General features: G+C 45.5%; 20 protein-coding genes. 13 read left to right on the top strand and 7 right to left on the bottom strand.

Annotated elements, in window-relative coordinates; all coding sequences use genetic code 11:
• Positions 1-26: 26 nt before the first annotated feature.
• The 5 genes from AC4EHJ_RS05900 (at position 27) to pepF (ending at position 5,994) form a co-directional block, all read left to right on the top strand.
• Positions 27-1,232 carry a putative glycoside hydrolase gene (locus AC4EHJ_RS05900; protein WP_490974636.1) on the top strand — a complete coding sequence of 402 codons (1,206 nt, stop codon included), beginning with the start codon at positions 27-29 and terminating at the stop codon, positions 1,230-1,232.
• Positions 1,233-1,609: 377 nt separating this feature from the next.
• Positions 1,610-2,005 (top strand): transcriptional regulator SpxA, encoded by a 396-nt coding sequence (spxA, locus tag AC4EHJ_RS05895; protein WP_175580282.1) that lies wholly within the window; start codon positions 1,610-1,612, stop codon positions 2,003-2,005.
• A 250-nt stretch (positions 2,006-2,255) separates the two neighbouring features.
• Positions 2,256-2,912 (top strand): adaptor protein MecA, encoded by a 657-nt coding sequence (mecA, locus tag AC4EHJ_RS05890; RefSeq protein WP_490974635.1) that lies wholly within the window; start codon positions 2,256-2,258, stop codon positions 2,910-2,912.
• Between the two features lie 123 nt (positions 2,913-3,035).
• A complete protein-coding gene (locus AC4EHJ_RS05885) occupies positions 3,036-4,124 on the top strand; it encodes a competence protein CoiA (RefSeq protein WP_490974634.1) in 1,089 nt (362 codons plus the stop codon).
• A gap of 61 nt (positions 4,125-4,185) precedes the next feature.
• Positions 4,186-5,994, top strand: coding sequence for an oligoendopeptidase F (gene pepF / locus AC4EHJ_RS05880; RefSeq protein ID WP_490974633.1), 1,809 nt, complete (start codon positions 4,186-4,188; stop codon positions 5,992-5,994).
• Between the two features lie 726 nt (positions 5,995-6,720).
• Here the strand turns inward: pepF and AC4EHJ_RS05875 are convergent.
• The 3 genes from AC4EHJ_RS05875 to AC4EHJ_RS05865 all read right to left on the bottom strand — a co-directional run bounded on the left by AC4EHJ_RS05875 (position 6,721) and on the right by AC4EHJ_RS05865 (position 8,610).
• On the bottom strand, positions 6,721-7,518 hold the full coding sequence (locus AC4EHJ_RS05875; RefSeq protein ID WP_490974632.1) for a ClpXP adapter SpxH family protein: 798 nt from the start codon (positions 7,516-7,518) through the stop codon (positions 6,721-6,723).
• The gene (locus tag AC4EHJ_RS05870) at positions 7,515-7,913 is read right to left on the bottom strand and encodes a globin domain-containing protein (RefSeq protein WP_490974631.1); all 399 of its coding nucleotides are present in this window, start codon (positions 7,911-7,913) and stop codon (positions 7,515-7,517) included. The genes AC4EHJ_RS05875 and AC4EHJ_RS05870 overlap by 4 nt, the downstream gene beginning before the upstream one ends.
• A gap of 103 nt (positions 7,914-8,016) precedes the next feature.
• Positions 8,017-8,610: a CYTH domain-containing protein gene (locus AC4EHJ_RS05865; protein ID WP_490974630.1), complete on the bottom strand. Its 594-nt coding sequence runs from the start codon at positions 8,608-8,610 to the stop codon at positions 8,017-8,019.
• A 116-nt stretch (positions 8,611-8,726) separates the two neighbouring features.
• On the opposite strand from AC4EHJ_RS05865, the gene AC4EHJ_RS05860 reads away from it, so the two are divergent.
• The 4 genes from AC4EHJ_RS05860 to AC4EHJ_RS05845 are packed head-to-tail and all read left to right on the top strand — an operon-like array spanning position 8,727 to position 11,512.
• Entirely contained in the window at positions 8,727-9,116 is a 390-nt protein-coding gene (locus tag AC4EHJ_RS05860) for a UPF0738 family protein (protein WP_490974629.1), read from the top strand.
• Positions 9,117-9,138: 22 nt separating this feature from the next.
• A complete protein-coding gene (gene yjbM / locus AC4EHJ_RS05855; RefSeq protein WP_490974628.1) occupies positions 9,139-9,816 on the top strand; it encodes a GTP diphosphokinase in 678 nt (225 codons plus the stop codon).
• Positions 9,813-10,613 carry an NAD kinase gene (locus AC4EHJ_RS05850; protein WP_490974627.1) on the top strand — a complete coding sequence of 267 codons (801 nt, stop codon included), beginning with the start codon at positions 9,813-9,815 and terminating at the stop codon, positions 10,611-10,613. Before yjbM ends, AC4EHJ_RS05850 begins: the two co-directional genes overlap by 4 nt.
• 53 nt (positions 10,614-10,666) lie before the next feature.
• Positions 10,667-11,512, top strand: coding sequence for an RluA family pseudouridine synthase (locus tag AC4EHJ_RS05845; RefSeq protein ID WP_490975626.1), 846 nt, complete (start codon positions 10,667-10,669; stop codon positions 11,510-11,512).
• Here the strand turns inward: AC4EHJ_RS05845 and prpE are convergent.
• Entirely contained in the window at positions 11,497-12,234 is a 738-nt protein-coding gene (gene prpE, locus AC4EHJ_RS05840; RefSeq protein ID WP_490974626.1) for a bis(5'-nucleosyl)-tetraphosphatase PrpE, read from the bottom strand. The genes AC4EHJ_RS05845 and prpE overlap by 16 nt on opposite strands.
• Positions 12,235-12,330: 96 nt before the next feature.
• Between prpE and mgtE the strand changes: the two genes are divergently transcribed.
• On the top strand, positions 12,331-13,701 hold the full coding sequence (mgtE, locus tag AC4EHJ_RS05835) for a magnesium transporter (RefSeq protein WP_490974625.1): 1,371 nt from the start codon (positions 12,331-12,333) through the stop codon (positions 13,699-13,701).
• Between the two features lie 79 nt (positions 13,702-13,780).
• Positions 13,781-14,551, top strand: a complete 771-nt coding sequence (gene fabI / locus AC4EHJ_RS05830; protein ID WP_490974624.1) for an enoyl-ACP reductase FabI — start codon at positions 13,781-13,783, stop codon at positions 14,549-14,551.
• Positions 14,552-14,773: 222 nt separating this feature from the next.
• On the opposite strand, the gene AC4EHJ_RS05825 is transcribed toward fabI, so the two are convergent.
• From AC4EHJ_RS05825 to AC4EHJ_RS05815, 3 genes are all read right to left on the bottom strand, one after another.
• Positions 14,774-15,205: a GNAT family N-acetyltransferase gene (locus tag AC4EHJ_RS05825; protein ID WP_490974623.1), complete on the bottom strand. Its 432-nt coding sequence runs from the start codon at positions 15,203-15,205 to the stop codon at positions 14,774-14,776.
• Positions 15,206-15,724 (bottom strand): YjcG family protein, encoded by a 519-nt coding sequence (locus AC4EHJ_RS05820; RefSeq protein ID WP_490974622.1) that lies wholly within the window; start codon positions 15,722-15,724, stop codon positions 15,206-15,208.
• A gap of 76 nt (positions 15,725-15,800) precedes the next feature.
• Positions 15,801-16,523: an alpha/beta hydrolase gene (locus AC4EHJ_RS05815; protein ID WP_490974621.1), complete on the bottom strand. Its 723-nt coding sequence runs from the start codon at positions 16,521-16,523 to the stop codon at positions 15,801-15,803.
• 104 nt (positions 16,524-16,627) lie between these two features.
• Here AC4EHJ_RS05815 and AC4EHJ_RS05810 point away from each other — a divergent pair, with 104 nt between their 5' ends.
• Both AC4EHJ_RS05810 and AC4EHJ_RS05805 read left to right on the top strand, forming a co-directional pair.
• Entirely contained in the window at positions 16,628-17,212 is a 585-nt protein-coding gene (locus AC4EHJ_RS05810; protein ID WP_490974620.1) for a phosphatidylglycerophosphatase A family protein, read from the top strand.
• Positions 17,213-17,329: 117 nt separating this feature from the next.
• On the top strand, positions 17,330-18,310 hold the full coding sequence (locus tag AC4EHJ_RS05805) for a TAXI family TRAP transporter solute-binding subunit (protein ID WP_490974619.1): 981 nt from the start codon (positions 17,330-17,332) through the stop codon (positions 18,308-18,310).
• Positions 18,311-18,315 lie beyond the last annotated feature (5 nt).

Genomic DNA, 18,315 nt, shown 5'->3' with positions numbered 1-18,315 from the left:
AAGAATAGAAAGAAAGCAGGTGCAACATGATTAAAAAGAAATGGGCAATTGTTAGCGTGTTATTGATGAGTTCTTTATTGGGGACTCCAGTGGCGGCAGCTGAAGACGATGCATCGCCGGAGTTCACACCACGCAGCTATAAAGGCACAGAATTTAATATGGAACTTTTGACAACTTCAGCATTATATCGATTTGACTCAGGATTGAATTTTGAATACCCGGATGCTGTACGCGGCATATTTGTCACAGGCAATTCAGCAGGTGGTGAACGCTTTGAAAGATTGGTCGATTTTGTCGATAAGACGGAGTTGAATGCGATGGTAATTGACATTAAAGAAGATCTGGGGCATTTGACTTATATGCCTAAAGAGGGAACAGATTTGGCCGCTATGGATATTGGTAAACCGTTTATCAAAGATCCTAGAGCCGTTCTGGAAAGGCTTGAAGAAAAGCAAATTTACCCGATTGCACGCGTAGTGGTCTTTAAAGATTCCATCCTTGCAGAAAAGCGGCCGGAGTTGTCATTCGTTGATAATGGCGCAGTGTGGAAGAATGGGCGCGGGGAATCTTTCGTCAATCCTTTTCTAAAAGAAGTTTGGGATTACAATGTACAAATTGCAATTGAAGCTGCAAAACTTGGGTTTAAAGAAATTCAGTTTGACTATGTGCGATTTCCCGAAGGCTTCGAAAACCGTGCGGATGTATTGGACTATTCAATGGGTGAATACGGCGATTCTTCTCAAGACCCTGTACAAAGCCGTGTAAGCGCTGTAACGGATTTTGTGGCGTATGCACGAGAACAATTGAAACCATACGATGTAGAGGTTTCTGTCGATATTTTCGGCTATTCGGCAACGCTTGCTGAAGCGCCTGGCATTGGCCAGAATTTCGGGAAAATATCCGAAAACGTCGATGTCATTTCTTCAATGATTTATCCTAGCCATTGGACCGCGTATTTCGGCATTCCGAAACCGGACCTAGAACCGTATAAACTAGTATCGGAATATGCCAAAATGGAAAACAAGAAATTGGCGGAATTAAAAACAGCCCCGGTTTCACGTCCTTGGCTGCAAGATTTCACAGCATCCTATCTAGGAGCAGGAAACTATAAGAATTATGGCAAAGCCGAAGTCCAAGCGCAGATAAAAGCGCTAAACGATAACGGCATTAACGAGTTTTTGCTTTGGAATGCTGGAAATACCTATTCCCAAGGAGTCGACTACACACCATAAAACTTTAAAACCTCCAACGGTTAACGTTGGAGGTTTTGTTTTTGAAACTTTCTGCTAGCTGAAACGTTATAATAAGAGCAAGAAAAGTGAAAACTTGTTTTCAAAGGGCAATTGTAATTGAGAATACTTTTTTTGATAACAGGGTTTAAAGTGGACGAGGGCGGGTAAATTATTGTTATATATAAGTTAATGGTAATCAGATATTATATAGCGATTATGTGACAATATATAAGCTTTCGGCATATTTTTTTAACAACAGTATATCCATTTGAACTCAAATGTTGTATAATGAATGTAAAGCTTCTACATTATAGTGATTCTAATTTAATAATCATTCATCGAATTAACTTGAATCCGAAAGGAAGTGCTTCACCATGATGGTTACACTATTTACTTCTCCAAGCTGTACGTCTTGCCGAAAAGCAAAAGCGTGGCTGGAAGAACACGATATTCCATATACAGAACGCAATATCTTCTCTGAGCCGCTGACAATCAGCGAGATCAAAGAGATTCTTAGAATGACTGAAGACGGTACAGATGAAATTATCTCGACCCGTTCTAAAATATTCCAAAAACTGAATGTGGATGTCGAAAGCCTTCCTCTTCAGCGCTTGTATGAATTGATCCAAGAATATCCTGGTTTGCTTCGCCGCCCGATTATCATGGACGAAAAACGCTTACAGGTCGGATACAATGAAGATGAAATTCGTCGCTTCCTTCCTCGTAAAGTCAGAGCGTACCAATTGCTCGAAGCTCAGCGTATGGTTAACTGAACATGATTTAACTTGCTGCCCGGTCTTTATGACAATTCATAATAGATCCCGGGCAGTTTTCTTTATATTTTAAGCCGTCTCAACTATTTGCATTTATCGTTTGAATCGACTAAACTCTTACGTACCTGAAGAACCTATATACAGGCATAAGTTTTCTCATTCACCAGGAAAAAGGCTATAATGGGGCTAGCATCATTGCACGGCCTATTAGGACGATCCTCTTAGTCCATTTCGAAAGGAGAGGTGTAAAATGGAGATCGAAAGAATTAATGACAACACAGTAAAATTTTACATTTCCTATCTAGATGTTGAAGAACGAGGTTTTAGCCGTGATGAAATTTGGTTTAACCGGGATAAAAGCGAAGAGCTTTTTTGGGAAATGATGGACGAAGTTAATGAAGAAGCAGATTTTGTTATGGAAGGCCCATTATGGATTCAAGTGCAAGCGATGGATAAAGGGCTGGAAGTGACAGTTACGCGAGCTCAGCTTACTAAAGATGGCCAAAAGCTCGATCTGCCTGATGATATAGAAGAAAGACGTAAATTATTCGGAAGTGAAGATGCTGTTGCACCGGAATTCGATGAGTTTGAACCGGTATTTGAAGAGCCGGATTTAAAGAAAATGGACTATACATTTAATGTCTTGCAAGTAGAGGACTTGGTGCCTCTAGCACGCCGGCTTGAATATGTGCCAATTGAATCAGCCATTTACCATTTCGAGAACAAGTACTATCTTTATATAAGTTTTGATGACTTGCTTCATAGCGAAGAAGATGTCAAAAATTATATCAGCATCATTAGCGAATATTTGACTGCATCTCCGTTGACTATCCATCGTTTGGAAGAATACGGAAAACCGATTTTTAAAGAAGACGCATTGCCGAACGTTTTGCATTATTTCGGCTAAAGATCTCCTGTTGAGGAGATCTTTTTTTTATTTCTTTGCCTTTAGCCAAATGTAGCCATTTCAATCTAATAAAAGAAGATATTGCTTAACCTCTGTTGTTTGACTACAATCAACAAAAGGAGAGTGAGCGCCATATTAATCGCGTTGAACAGCTTAAACAAATTGGTTTCATTGGCACAAAATTTTAGAACTGAAGAGTTAGCCGCTCTTAGAAAGCAGCAATATTTTTGTCCTGGCTGCGGTGCTGATTTAGTGCTGAAAGCCGGTGAAGTGAAAATCCCCCATTTTGCACATCGATCCCTTGCTGATTGCGATGCCTTCAGCGAACCGGAAACCCCTTTGCATTTGCACGGCAAATTGCAGCTTCAAAAATTCTTCTCACGTTTAAACCTCCCTACTGAACTCGAAAAATATCTTCCTCCCATCAAACAGCGGGCAGATCTGTTTGTCGGCCAAACTACGGCCATTGAATTCCAGTGCAGCGCCATTTCGGCCGGCCAGGTTAGATCAAGGACTGAAGGTTACCAGTCCATTGCCATTGAACCGCTGTGGATCTTAGGTGCACGACTGCAACAGAGAGACGGTATTCAACTCATCCGCATCAAGCAATATGAATGGGCAATGGCCAGGCGCACTAACGGAATCGACTATCTCTTGTCCTTCTGTCCGGAAACAAACGTGTTCACGTACGCCACTGGTCTTTTTTGGATTGGCGGAAACCGCTGGGCGGCCAAGCTGAAGTCACTGCCTGCAAAGGCTCAGCAATACCCTTTTGCAGTGCCCAAAAAATTAGTGTTTGAAGAGTACAAAGCGATTTTTCAGCTGTCGGCGGCGCAACGGGATGCTTTCGTCCGTTCGCAGCAATACGCGAAACTACGGCATCAAAATCCTTTTTGGCTCATGGCGTATGAGTTGAAACTCAATCGGCTCGAGCTGCCGGCAATCATCGGCGTGCCTTTAGGTGCTGCAAGACTTTTTGAGGAGCGTCCTGTAATTTGGCAAATGCGCGTCATCAAAGCCATTCGCAATAAAGTGCCGCTTGCAACGCTCATTGACAAGGGAATCATCAAGCTCTCAACTGGAACTGTGGATGAAGAGGCGCTGGCGCTACTGGAAGATTACGCACGTATATACAGCAAGATAACGGGAGAAGAGCCCGATAATGGAAAATTAATGGAGGTATTATATGCTCACTATTGCAAAAATGGGTGAAAATTGAGAAAATGGAGTGTAGTTCGACATCTGAATAAGTAGGACAAAGGAGGAAAAGGGAATGGCTGATACATTATTATTGCGGGAAGAAGTTCCTGTAGAATTAACGTGGAAATTAGAAGACATTTTCGCTGCCGATGAAGCTTGGGAACAGGAATTCAAGGAAGTGGCTAAACTTGCAGAGAAATCGTCATCTTTCCAAGGCACACTAGGTGAAGGAGCGGAAGCTCTCTATGGAGCATTTACCTATAAAGACGAATTGATTCAACGTTTACAAAAGTTATACACGTATGCTCATATGCGCTATGACCAGGACACCACGAATTCTACATACCAGGCGATGGATAGCCGCATCAAATCACTTTACGCGAAAGTTTCGACTGGCCTCTCATTCCTGACGCCGGAAATTCTAAGCCTTGATGAAGCTGTATTGGCCGGCTATGCGGAAGAGCATGATGGACTTAAACTTTACAAGCACGCACTCGATGAGTTGAATGCCCATCGCCCGCATGTGCTGCCTGCTGAGCAGGAAGCTTTGCTGGCGCAGTTGTCCGAAGTCGTCAGCGCGTCTTCCGAAACGTTCGGCATGCTGAACAACGCCGATTTGGAATTTCCGGAAATCGAAAATGAAAAAGGTGAAAAAGTCCGCATCACTCATGGCAATTACAGCCGCTTTTTGGAAAACCCGGACCGCCGAGTAAGAGAAGATGCGTTCAAAGCGGTATACGCCACTTACGGCAAATTCCGCAATACGTTCGCATCGACACTTGCTGGAAATATCAAGCGTGATAACGTAAATGCCCGTATCCGCAAATTCAGCTCCGCGCGTGAAGCAGCATTGGCGGATGACCATATACCGGAAAGCGTATACGACAGCTTGGTGGAAACAGTCAACAACAATCTCCACCTGCTTCACCGCTATGCAGCTTTGCGCAAAGAAGTATTGGGCTTGGATCAAGTCCATATGTGGGATATGTACACGCCGCTGGTTAAAGAAGTGAAGATGGAGTTTCCGTACGAAAAAGCGACGGAGACAATGCTTAAAGGCCTTGAAGCTTTAGGTGAGGAATATACAGGCATTGTTGAAAAAGGCATCAACAGCCGGTGGGTGGACGTCAAAGAGAATAAAGGAAAGCGCAGTGGCGCCTATTCCTCGGGAGCTTATGGCACGAATCCCTATATCCTCATGAATTGGCAGGATAACGTCGACAATTTGTTCACGCTTGCGCATGAATTTGGCCATAGTGTTCATAGCTATTACACGCGGGCAGCGCAGCCTTATGTCTACGGTGATTATTCAATATTTGTTGCAGAAGTGGCTTCAACGACAAACGAAGCGCTCCTTAATGATTATCTGGTGAAAACGACAGAAGACGACCAAGAGCGCATTTATCTTCTCAACCACTGGCTTGACGGCTTCCGGGGAACTGTATTCCGCCAGACGATGTTTGCGGAGTTCGAGCACTTGATCCATAAAATGGACCAAGAGGGCGAAGCGCTGACAGCTGATCGCCTGACGGAAGTATATTATGAATTAAATCAAAAATACTACGGTGAAGAAGTCGCGGTGGATGAAGAAATCGGTTTGGAATGGTCGCGCATTCCACACTTCTACTATAATTATTATGTTTTCCAATACGCAACCGGCTTCAGCGCAGCCACTGCGCTTACCAAAGGCATCCTTGAAGAAGGCCAACCCGCTATAGACCGCTACATCAATGAATTCCTTAAAGCAGGAAGCTCAGATTATGCGATTGAAGTCTTGAAAAAAGCAGGCGTGGACATGGCATCGCCACAGCCGGTCGAAGAAGCATGCAAGGTTTTTGAAGAGAAATTAAACGAACTTGAAAAGCTTTTACTGAAAAAATAAACGAAAACCGGAAGCTGCAATTACAAAGCGGCTTCCGGGTTTTTTGTTTTTCTGAAATAGTAATTTTTATTAATATCTTTGTTTCTTTAGAGTGTAACAAGCTATAAATTGAATTAAATATAGTAAATCATTGAACATCGCTTCGCGCAGAGTAAAGATGATTGTTTCTATCCCTGTCTCTGTCTCTGCATCGCTGCGCTAGCTTCGAGACATGAAAGTGCGTTGCATCGCTGCGCTAGCTTCGAGACATGAAAGTGCGTTGCATCGCTGCGCTAGCTTCGAAGCAAGGGAAATGGTCCAATTTCCAATTGGCTATTCCCATGCCTAGCTCTTGACGCTCCAACGTTGGATAAGCACATAATAAGAAAAAAGCTCATGTAATTTTGTTGTTTTGCGAAGTATCAATGATCTATCAACCGTGGTTCAACTTATAATAGTAGCTAACCTAATCTATACAATATGACAAATTTGTGAAAGTCTTTGTGAATTATTGCATTAACTATTATTCCGTGATAAAGTTAGGTTGTGAAATAAATCACATACAAACATACACCCCTTTGTTTGAGCGTGAACATTTCTCCCATCCCCTTTGTGTAATATGGAAAGGCGCCTTCCGGACGTGGAAGGCGCCTTTCATCGTTTATTTGAAAAAGCGGAGCTGAATCCCATTTGGGGTTCAGCTCCGCTTTTTTTGTATGTTAGAAGTTCGCTCAATTCCAGTGGCTGTTATTTTAAGGTCCAGAGAGTTTGGTTTGGCAAAGTGATCCGGTCCAATTTTTGCTGAAGGACTTTTTTCTTTAATTCGCATTCAGCGGTTTGTTCGGAAATATTATAAATAGAAGCCACTTCCTTTGTCGCCATTGTGGAATATTTCAGGAATAGCTCATCGAGTGATGGCGGCGGTTGGCGGTTTAAGTTTTTGTCGCCTAACATTTCTTGCATAATGGCTTGGTAAACATCGTAAGTATAAAGTCCGGATACTTTTACGCCTTCGTCTTCTATGCAATCGTTGAAAAAAACAATGCTTGGTACTTCGTCGATTTCCATTTCCCGTGTGATGTGCAAATCACATTGGAACGCTTTGGCCGTATGGACAGAGTGGAAATCTTTTTGGAATTCTTCCGGGTCCAGCTGAGACTCTTCTGCAATTTCCAGCAAAATCGAATAAGAAGACACGTCTTTTGTCTGGAGCAGCAAGTATTCCTGCAATTTGTGGAGGAAGCGGTTGCCTGCCCGCTTGCCTTGCAGCTCAGCAGCTTTCACGGCAACGGATGCCAATACCGGATGGGACAAGCGGTCCGTGTCGATGACCGGCGCAGCACCGGCTTTGTTTAAGCTGAATAATTGTGTGCTGATGACAAAACGCATTGAAAAATAATGGCCGTATTCGATTTGCAATTTACGGATGATCGCTTGGAGTTCCCAGCATACCGGATTCAAGGGGTCAAGAAAAACATATAATTCCATCGGTTTAGACGTCTTAGTGTGGACGTCTGACGGTAAAGCTAAATCCAAATCGTTCACTCTAATTCCTCCTCGCTGTCGCGCTCGTTCACCATATGATGAGCGGTCAAAACAAGCCGCTGAAAGAAGACTTCCCGAAACTTTCCTTCCAAGCCTACTTCATCCATTGCTTCATGCATGCATTCAAGCCATGCCTGTGCTCTGTCTGGAGTTATTGGAAAAGGGTGGTGGCGCGCTTTCAGGCGGGGATGCCCATGTTCTTCAGAGTAGATGTTCGGGCCCCCTAAATATTGGGTCAAAAATTGTTTTTGTTTTCTTGCTGTATCAGTTAAGTCGCTAGGAAATATAGGCTGCAGCTTTGGATGCCTGGCGACGCGGGCATAAAATGCGTCGACTAGTTGAGACAAGCGTTCCGCACCAATTTCTTCGTACGGAATAATCGGTTTTCCAGTCATTATTGTGTCTCCTTTGCTTTAGCTGTAAATTCATTCTAACAACGGAGTGGGATTTTCTCAAACAATATAGACTACTTGGGGAAATGTGGAAACGTCCGTTCGCTTAATGTCTTGCTTGCTGACGGCGCTCTGCAGCGGCCATAAATCGAGCTATTTTTTTATCGGCATGGCGCACAGGAATGCTATGGCTTTCCAGTAAATCGTAGAAATTTTTTTCACCTGCTGGTGCCTCTTTTACTTCAAATTCAATTTCGTAGTCTTCCGTTCCGGCATACTCGGAATGGTCGAGCACCAGCAGCCCATCATCTGTTTCCAATTCCATGCGGTGGGTGGTCAATGCGCCAATCAATTGGAGGGCATCCGAGGATACGGATAACTCTGCCAAAGCGGCGCAGACTTCAGGTGCTTCAAAAGCATGCCCCTCGATCATGGCTGCTGCCTGCTCTCCCGTCAGGGCATCGGTAGTTTCGAAATGGCCATGGGCAGCCGGAGTTTTTAGCGTGCATTCAAAGCCGTCATGTTTTTTTCGTATCCGCAACGCACATTTCAGGTTTTTCAACTGGAAATCAGGGGTATCGAAATAAAAGTTTTCCTGCGTTTTTGCATCACTTTCTGAAAATCCATAATGCGCGGCCAATTTTTCGTATTCTTCTTTTTCAAGCATATTTTTGAATTCAATTTCAAGTTCTTTTGACATGTCGCAGCACCTCTCTCGTATGATCTATTATGAGATAATCCGGGTGTAACTGCAACGAATGCGAGAGCTGTGTTAAAATATCACTATATATTAACAGCAGGAAAGGGAGAATTCCATTGCGTAAACTTGTAGAAGTCCAGAACGGAATTATTTCAGATGAAGGGATTCAATTCATAGTGGAAGCACAGGAGCCTTTTGAAGCATTGGAAGCTTCGGGCCGCATGATCGCGGATTCGGAAGGCCACGCTTTTGTCTATTTATTGGATACAGGCACTGATTATATCTATATGCATTTTAAGGAACCTTTATGGCCAGCGATGCTTGCCGCTTTGCAGCGCAAGGAAGTGCCACTGCTTCAATGGGGTAAGCAAATCATGCCTTTAGCTTCATACCACGAGGAATTGTGGATGCTCTTGGAGAATATAGAAGGTAACGACAATTACGGTGGTGCATTCAGCTCAGCCGTTGAAAAAGCATTTCAAGAAGCCTTGGCTTCACGAGCATAGAAAGAATTGGAGTGGATACAGCATGGGTCAATGGGATCGTTTTTTAGCACCTTATAAACAGGCGGTAGATGAATTGAAGATAAAATTCAAAGGGATGCGCCAGCAATTTGAAACGGATAATTCGAATTCCCCGATAGAGTTTGTAACCGGGCGCGTCAAACCGCTCGCAAGCATTTACGACAAGACGCTTGAAAAAGGCATTCCATTCGAGCCTTCAGATGAGTTAGCGCATCAATTGCAGGATATAGCTGGATTGCGGATGATGTGTCAGTTTGTCGGCGATATTGAAACAGTTGTCGGGCTGCTGCGCCAGCGCAATGATTTGCGCATAGTGGAGGAAAAGGATTATATTTCCCACGAAAAGCAGAGCGGTTACCGTTCGTATCACGTCATCGTCGAATACCCTGTTCAGACCATTAAAGGCGAAAAGCTCATTCTTGCTGAAATCCAAATTCGGACATTAGCAATGAATTTCTGGGCGTCAATTGAGCATTCATTAAATTATAAATACAAAGGCGTCTTCCCGGAAGAAATTAAAATCCGGCTGCAGCGTGCAGCAGAAGCAGCGTTCCAGCTGGATGAGGAGATGTCGCAGATCCGAGATGAAATTCAAGATGCACAAGCTTATTTCACGGAATTTAAGGACGCAGCGAGCACCCATTTTCCAACAGACCGCCAAGGAGGGAAAAAAAGCCTATGAAATTTTATATTCAATCCAGAAGCGATGAACTTTCAAACGATTTGATGGCGACAGCCCGCGCCTACCTGCAGGATTTCGGCATGGAATGGAACGAGGAGTCGCCGGATGTCGTGTTATCAATCGGCGGCGACGGCACATTGCTGCACGCTTTCCATAAATACCGCGATCAGATTTCTTCGGTCGCGTTTGTCGGCATCCACACGGGCCATCTGGGCTTTTACGCAGATTGGAAGCCGATCGAAATTGAAAAACTGGTGTTGTCAATCGCGAAAAAGGAATATGAAGTCATTGAATATCCTTTAGTGGAAGTCAGCATCCATTACCAAAACAAAAATGAGCCGGCTGTGTATCTGGCGTTGAACGAGTCGACTGTGAAGTCCCCGGACGTCACGCTTGTCATGGACGTGTTTCTGAATGAAAGCCATTTTGAGCGTTTCCGCGGAGACGGTCTGTGCATGTCCACACCGTCTGGCAGTACGGCATATAATAAAGCATTAGGAGGCGCAATCATCCACCCGTCGCTCGAAGCGATGCAATTGACGGAAATGGCGTCGATCAACAACCGTGTGTTCCGGACAGTGGGCTCTCCGCTTGTGCTTCCGTCACATCACCGCTGTGCGCTGCGCCCAGTCAAGGCCCCAGACTTCATGGTCACTGTGGACCATTTGCAATTGCTCCACAAAGATGTAAAATCGATTGAATACAGAGTTGCGGATGAAAAAGTCAGATTTGCACGGTTCCGGGCGTTTCCGTTTTGGAAAAGGGTACATGATTCATTTATCGATAGTGAGGTATAAAAGTGAAACAACTTAATCCATTTCAATTAACCTACGCCGCAAAAGAAAACGGCATGTTGAGAGAGGCACTGAGCGATTGGGGTATTTCCAAGCGCACATTGGCATCGGTTAAATACGGCGGCGGCCTGATACTGGTCAATGGCGTTGAAGTAACGGTCCGGCACATCGTGGAAAAGGGCGATGCCGTGACCGTTATTTTTCCGCTTGAAGAGCTTGGCGGCGGCTTGAAGGCAGAGCCTGGTCCGCTAAGGATCGTTCATGAAGATGAAGCGCTTTTGATCGTTGACAAACCGGCGCTGCAGAATACGATTCCTTCGCGTGAACATCCAGGCGGCAGCTTGGCCAATTATGTCGCCCAGCATTTTGAAGACAATGGCATTCCGGCAACGCTTCATATTGCAACCCGGCTTGACCGCGACACTTCGGGTCTCGTGTGCATTGCAAAAAACCGCCACATCCACCATATGCTGTCGCTGCAACAGCAAAGCAAGAGAATGAAGCGGCAGTATGAGGCTTTTGTCCATGGCACGGTAGTGCGGGAAGATTTCCTGATCACCGAACCGATTGGCCGAAAAGATGGCAGCATCATCGAACGGGAAGTAAGACAGGATGGGAAGTTCGCCGAGACTGCGGTGGAAGTGTTGCATGATTTCGGGGATTTCAGCCACCTGCGCCTGCAATTGAATACAGGGCGCACGCACCAAATCCGGGTCCACTTGTCGCATATCGGCCATCCCCTTATCGGCGACGATTTGTACGGCGGGACACGAAGCATTATCGAGCGCCAGGCACTGCATTGCAGATCGCTCGAATTGCTGCATCCTGTTTCTGGTGAAAAGATGTGTTTCGAATCTCTTTTGCACGACGACATGGCGGCTTTGCTTCAGGTAAAGCGGTAAAATCGTTCAGGCACATAAGGCTGAAGTGAAGAAACCGATACAATCGCCATCTCTGGGAACCGCAATGCAGTCAATGAACCGCCGAAAACGCAGCCGGTATCAATATTCGCAGTACGGTTGATGATATAAGGCTCCTCGGTCGGGGTGTGGCCATAAACCACCCACGGCCGTCCGCCGTAATTTCTAGCCCAGTCGCGGCGAATAGGCCGCCCGTCAGCGTGGTAATTGCCGGTCGTTTCGCCGGATAAAACGAAATTGGCGATGCCTCTTGACAGCGGCTGGCCGACCATCTCTTCTTTGAGTCCCGCGTGCGCGACAATCAAGTGCGGGGGATGATCCTGAAAAAGCGGCAGTTTCTCGTAGAATTGCATATAGCGTGTGCGGAACATAAGCTGCTCTTTTTTCGTCAGGCTCTGCCATTCAGTTAATGTCGTCTCCAGGCCATTGCTGATCTGGACGGAATGGCCTTTGAAATACCGATAAAGCTTGCTGCAATGATTCCCTGGCGAATAAAACAGCAGCCCTTCATCTTGCATGCGGAACAAAAGCTTCAGCACATTAAGCGAATCGGGGCCGCGGTCCATGGCATCACCAACAAATGATAAATTGCGCCCTTCTGGATGGATAAAGACGTCGCCATGCTGCTGATAGCCCAATTTCCCGATCAATTGGAGGAGCTCGCTGTGGCAGCCATGGATATCGCCGATTATGTCAAATTTCATTAAATTTCACCTCTTAAATCTTGATTATCTTCAACCATAGTGTAACGTATTACATGGTATAACAAGGACTACCCAGAAAGAAAGGAGGGAGCATACATGATGGAAGAAAAATCCCAGCACGAAACTGAATTGGACGAAGAGCTTTTGAACCGCCTTCTTGAAACAGGAGACGTTGAAAGTTTCCGCGAAGAATTCCTGTCGCACCATCCTTATGACCAGGCGACGTTTTACGAGAAGGCAGAGCTTAAAATCCGCCAGATGATGTATCGGTATCTCTCTCCTAAAGAAATGGCGGACATTTACGAAGCCATCGAACTTGACGATGATGAGTACGAAGATTATTTCAAGGAAATGAACGTGAATTATGCAGCTGATCTGCTATCAGAGATGTATACTGATGACGCCGTTGATGTGCTGAACAAATTGAACAAAGAACAAGTCGCCACATATTTGACTGTGATGGACAAGGAATCGGCAAGGCAGATCAAAGACTTGCTGCATTACGAAGAATATACAGCGGGTTCTATCATGACCACCGAATTCGTTTCAATTCCAAAAAATTCGACTGTCCGGTCGGCCATGAATATTCTTCGGAACGCAGCACCGAATGCCGAAACGATCTATTATTTATTTGTTGTCGATGAGGACCGCAGGCTGTCTGGCATCGTGACGCTGCGCGACCTTATCATTTCAGATGAAGACACATTGATCAGCACGATTATGAACGAGCGGGTCGTCAGCGTTTCCGTCGGAGAAGACCAGGAAGAAGTCGCACGCATGATCAAGGATTACGATTTCCTGGCAATGCCGGTTGTCGACTTCCAGGATCATCTTCTAGGCATCATTACTGTCGATGATATCATTGACGTACTGGACGAAGAAGCTTCTGACGATTATTCCAAACTGGCCGCTGTATCTGATATGGATACGTTTGACAGAGGACCGCTCACTGCGGCTAAAAAAAGGCTGCCATGGCTCATCCTGCTGACTTTCCTCGGAATGCTGACGGCGAACCTGATGGGCATGTTCGAAGAGACGCTTGATCAAGTGGCGTTGCTTGCGGTGTTCATTCCGCTGATTGCCGGAATGGCAGGGAATAGCGGAACACAGGCCTTGGCCGTTGCTGTTCGCGGTATTGCGACTGGTGACATCGAAGAAGAAAGCAAAATGAAACTGCTGCTGCGGGAAGCGGGCACCGGGTTGATCACCGGAGTCGTTTGCGGCGCATTTGTCGTGGGGCTCGTCTATTTCTGGAAAGGCGAGCTGCTGATCGGGCTGCTTGTCGGGATTGCAGTGATGAGTTCGATCTTTGTAGCGACGCTAGCGGGTTCGTTCATCCCGTTATTGATCCACCGCTTGAAAATCGATCCGGCAGTTGCTTCAGGTCCGTTCATCACTACCTTGAACGACATCATCTCAATCCTGATTTACCTGGGATTGGCAACCACCTTTTTAAATCAACTCTAGAAAAGTGCAAATTGCACTTTTCTTTTTTATGATGTATTATTAGTACCAGGTTATAATAATAGGCGCAGGGGGAATTTAAATGTCAATATCATTAGCTGGCAAAACTTACGTGATCATGGGAGTCGCCAACAAACGGAGCATCGCTTGGGGCATCGCACGTTCACTGGACCAATCAGGCGCACGCTTGATCTTTACATATGCCGGAGAACGCTTCGAGAAATCGGTGCGCGATTTAGTGGCGACACTCGATGGCAATCACGAAATCATTTTGCCATGTGACGTTACCGACGATTCAAGCGTAGAGCAATGCTTTGCTGCAATCAAAGAGCAGGCGGGCAACATCGACGGCTTGGCACATTGCATCGCATTTGCAAAAACAGAAGAATTAGCAGGGAATTTCTCGGATACATCACGCGACGGCTTTTTGCTAGCGCATAACATCAGCTCTTATTCGTTAACGATCGTTGCACGCTATGCGAAAGAATTGATGTCGGAAGGCGGCAGCATCGTTGCACTTACTTATATCGGCGGCGAACGCGTAATGCCGAATTACAATATCATGGGCGTTGCGAAAGCTTCCCTGGAAATGTCCGTGCGCTATTTGGCAGCTGATTTAGGGCGCCAAGGCATCCGGGTCAATTCGATTTCTTCGGGGCCGATCCGCACATTGTCTTCTAAAGGCGTCAGCGACTTTAACACGATCCTTCGCGAAATCGAAGAAAAAGCGCCGCTTCACCGCAACACGACACCGGAAGAAGTGGGCGATACAGCAGCCTTCCTATTCAGCGATATGTCCCGTGGGATCACCGGAGAAACAATCCACGTAGACAGCGGCTACCATATCTTATAAGAAATTATATTAGTCGATATTCAGCATAATAGCCCCGCTAAACCATATGCTTCTGCATTGCTTAGCAGCCCCGTGGGAGTCGGGGCTATTTTAATCCATATCTAGAAAACGAAAAGAACTTGCAGCAAGTTTAGCTTTCATGTTCCATAATAATCTAGAATTTCTTAATAGAAAGAAAAAAGCAGTTCCGCGATTTTCAGCGGAACTGCTTTTTTGCATCGATTACATTAAATTTTTCACCATTGCCCGGTGCGGGATGCCCGCATCGAGGAATTCCGGTGAACTGACATCATAGCCCAGCTTTTCATAAAAAGGGATCGCGTAAGATTGCGAATTGAGTTTTAAAGTGAATAGCCCGGCCGTTTTGGCGTACTCTTCCATTTCGTTCATCATCAGCACACCGACGTGCTGTCCGCGGTATTCAGGGAGTACACAGACGCGTTCAATCTTGCCGATGCCCGACTCGGTTTCACGGATCCGTGCAGCTGCAATCGGCTGCTCCAGATTAAAGCCCACGAAATGAGTGGCGGAATCATCGTACTCGTCCATTTCGATGTGCAAAGGTACACCTTGTTCTTCCACGAATACTTTTCTTCTTACATCAAATGCCTGCTCTTTTTCAGCGGGAGTTTCTGCGATTTTAACTTTCAGCAATTAAACTTCATCTCCAGTTAAGCGGAATGTGTCATACACTGTCCACGAACCGTCTTCCAATTGGTAAAGGATGTGGAAGCGGTCGATAGTTTCTTCATGATCGATTCCGACCATTTTCAATTGGCCAAAAATATCTGCGTGTTCCGAGTCGGATAATTTCTGCGCCACAGTGATATGTGGAACGAATGAAAATTTAGGCGCGCCGCCAAAGAATTCTGAATGCAGATCTTCATGGATGGCAACAAGCTCCGGCGTCGGGTCCACTTTAAAATACAATGTATTCGTCAGTGGTGCAAAAGTGCTGACGCGTGTTGCATGAATAGAGAAAGGCTTGTGGCGCTTAGCGACTTTGGCCATTTCTTCAGTCATTGATTTAATCTGTACTTCATCCGCTTCAAAAGCATCTTTCAGCGTAATATGCGGGGTGATCGATTCATAATGCGGATCATAACGCTTGCGATACGAATTCGCAACATCTTGCAATTTTTTTGATGGAAATGCAACAACACCATATTTCATAAAAAGACCTCCTCGTCCATAGTAATTAGTTCATAGATCATTATATCAAAAAAAGTTTGGCAACAGTGAATTCTGGCTACATGCCAAAATTCTGCACCAGTGCCCGTCTCAGGTCCGGTTGCCAGTGCTTCCACGTATGGTCTCCATCAAATTCTTCATAGAAGATGGAAAATCCTTTATTCTTCAACATTTGATTCAGCTGCCGGTTCGGTTCCACAAAGTCTTCGGTGCCGCCTGAAGTCAATTTTACAGCAGTCTCGCCTTTACCGATGACGTGGTATACGGTGAAAGGCTGGGCTGATTTGAAATTCTCGACGGATTCAAGAAGTTCCTTGCCCACTTTAGGCGATTGCAGAATGACCCGGCCAAAAATATTCGGGTATCGGAGTGCCGCACTCAGTGATACGGTCGCAGCTAAAGAATCGCCAACCAAGGTACGGCCCATGCCGACTTGGTACGTCGGGTAATGTTCGTCCAGATAAGGGGCAAGCTCGTGTGCTAGAAAACGCAAATAGGCGCTATGCTGTTTGCCGGTAGGCTCGTATTTATTGTTGCGGTCCTCGACGCTTTTATAAGGAACACCGACAACTATGATGTTCTCAATTTCCTTGTTGTCCAGTAATTCATCCACGACGCGCGGAATGCGGCCGAGCTGGAAATAATCTTTGCCGTCTGATGCAATCAGGACAGTATATTTATATAATGGTGAATAATTTGCTGGAAGATAAATCAATAATTGCATCTCTTCCTGCAATTCGTTGCTGTAAAGCGAGATGTCTTGAACCGTGCCTCTATTCATCCCAATGCCTCCTTTTTAAATCTGTAAGAAAATTGTAACATAATCTTCAGCTATTGGTATAATCACCTTGTAAGCATTCGTGATCACGAAAGGGGTTTTTTTCTATGAACGGTGGAAATTCAAGAGTCCATTCAGAAGAAGTGACAAAAGCGGCGCACGACGCACTTAAAAGCAGAGGAGTGACGGTAACAGATATTGCAGAAATCGTCCTCGAAATGCAGCTTCCTTTTAATGCTGGACTTACACTGGCGCATTGTACCGAATCAGTGGAAAGCGTCCTCCAAAAACGAGAAATGCAGCATGCTTTGCTCGTAGGCATCGAACTGGATGTCTTATCTGAACAAGGAAAACTGTCTGCACCGCTCCAACAGATTGTTGAATCGGATGAAGGGCTGTTCGGCGTCGATGAAATGATCGGTCTAGGAGCGGTTCTTACTTATGGAAGCATCGCGGTGACTACTTTCGGACACCTCGATAAAAACAAAGGCGGCATCATCAACCGGCTCGATTCAAAGGTGGGAGAAGAAGTCCATACCTTCCTTGACGACTTGGTATGCAGCATTGCAGCCTGCGCCTCGGCCCGAATCGCACATCGGACGCGTGACCTGGAAGAAAAAGGCTTGACATTTGAAGATATCGCACCCGAAGAAACGGCTCCTGAAAACTATGTGGAAGGCGCAGAAACTTAATAGGCTTCATGCGAAACTAACGATGCCCTGTATTTTCAAAATCAGATGGCAATTGGATAGAAAGTCATGTTAAGATATAATTGGAAATATTTAATTTATTGAAGGGGAGGTCAAATCATGCAAAAAAAGAAATTTGGGGTTTTAGCGGCAATCACTTTGGCTGGTTCAGTTTTTTTAGCAGGCTGCGGCGGCGGAGAAACGGCAGATGAAGGCGGTTCAGGAGGGTCTGCAGATCCGGAATTCCTAAGCATCTTGACTGGCGGAACAACGGGAACTTATTATCCACTTGGTGGGGCAATGGCGACAATCGTTGAAAACGAAACCGGCATTGACACAACGGCAGAATCTTCCCAGGCTTCAGCGGCGAACATGACGGCTTTGGCTGATGGCGGAGCGCAGATCGCATTCGTTCAAACGGATACGGCATTCTACGCAGCAGAAGGATCGAACATGTTTGAAGGGGAAAAAATCGATACCGTATCGGCAATCGGTGCCCTATATCCGGAAACAATCCAGTTGGTCACAACTGCGGACTCAGGAATTGCTACATTTGACGATTTAGCCGGCAAGAAGATTTCCGTAGGAGCACCTGGTTCAGGAACATACATCAACGCTGAGCAATTACTTGAAATTCATGGCATGACCATTGAAGACATTGATGCACAGAACTTGGATTTCGGGGAATCACAGGAAAGCCTGCAAGCCGGCCAGATCGATGCAGCTTTCATTACAGCTGGAACGCCAACTGGAGCGGTTGAAAGCTTGGGCGCTACTTCGGACGTCGTTATTGTGCCAGTAGCGGAAGACAAAGCGGCAGAGCTCATTGAAAAATACCCATACTACGCGAACGACACTGTGCCATCAGGAACTTACGGGTTAACTGAAGACGTGCCGACGGTTTCGGTATTGGCTATGCTAGTCGTTCAAAATGATCTTTCAGAAGATCTTGTCTACAACATCACTAAAGCAATTTATGAAAACACGGATCAAATCCAGCACGCAAAAGCTGAATTCATTAAATCCGAAACAGCTTTGGATGGAATCGGCATCGATATTCACCCAGGCGCGCAAAAATATTTTGACGAAGTAAATAAATAAAAGCT

It is taken from the genome of Planococcus sp. TJ-301 (assembly GCF_058268475.1).
This window is presented reverse-complemented; position numbering and strand designations above follow the sequence as displayed.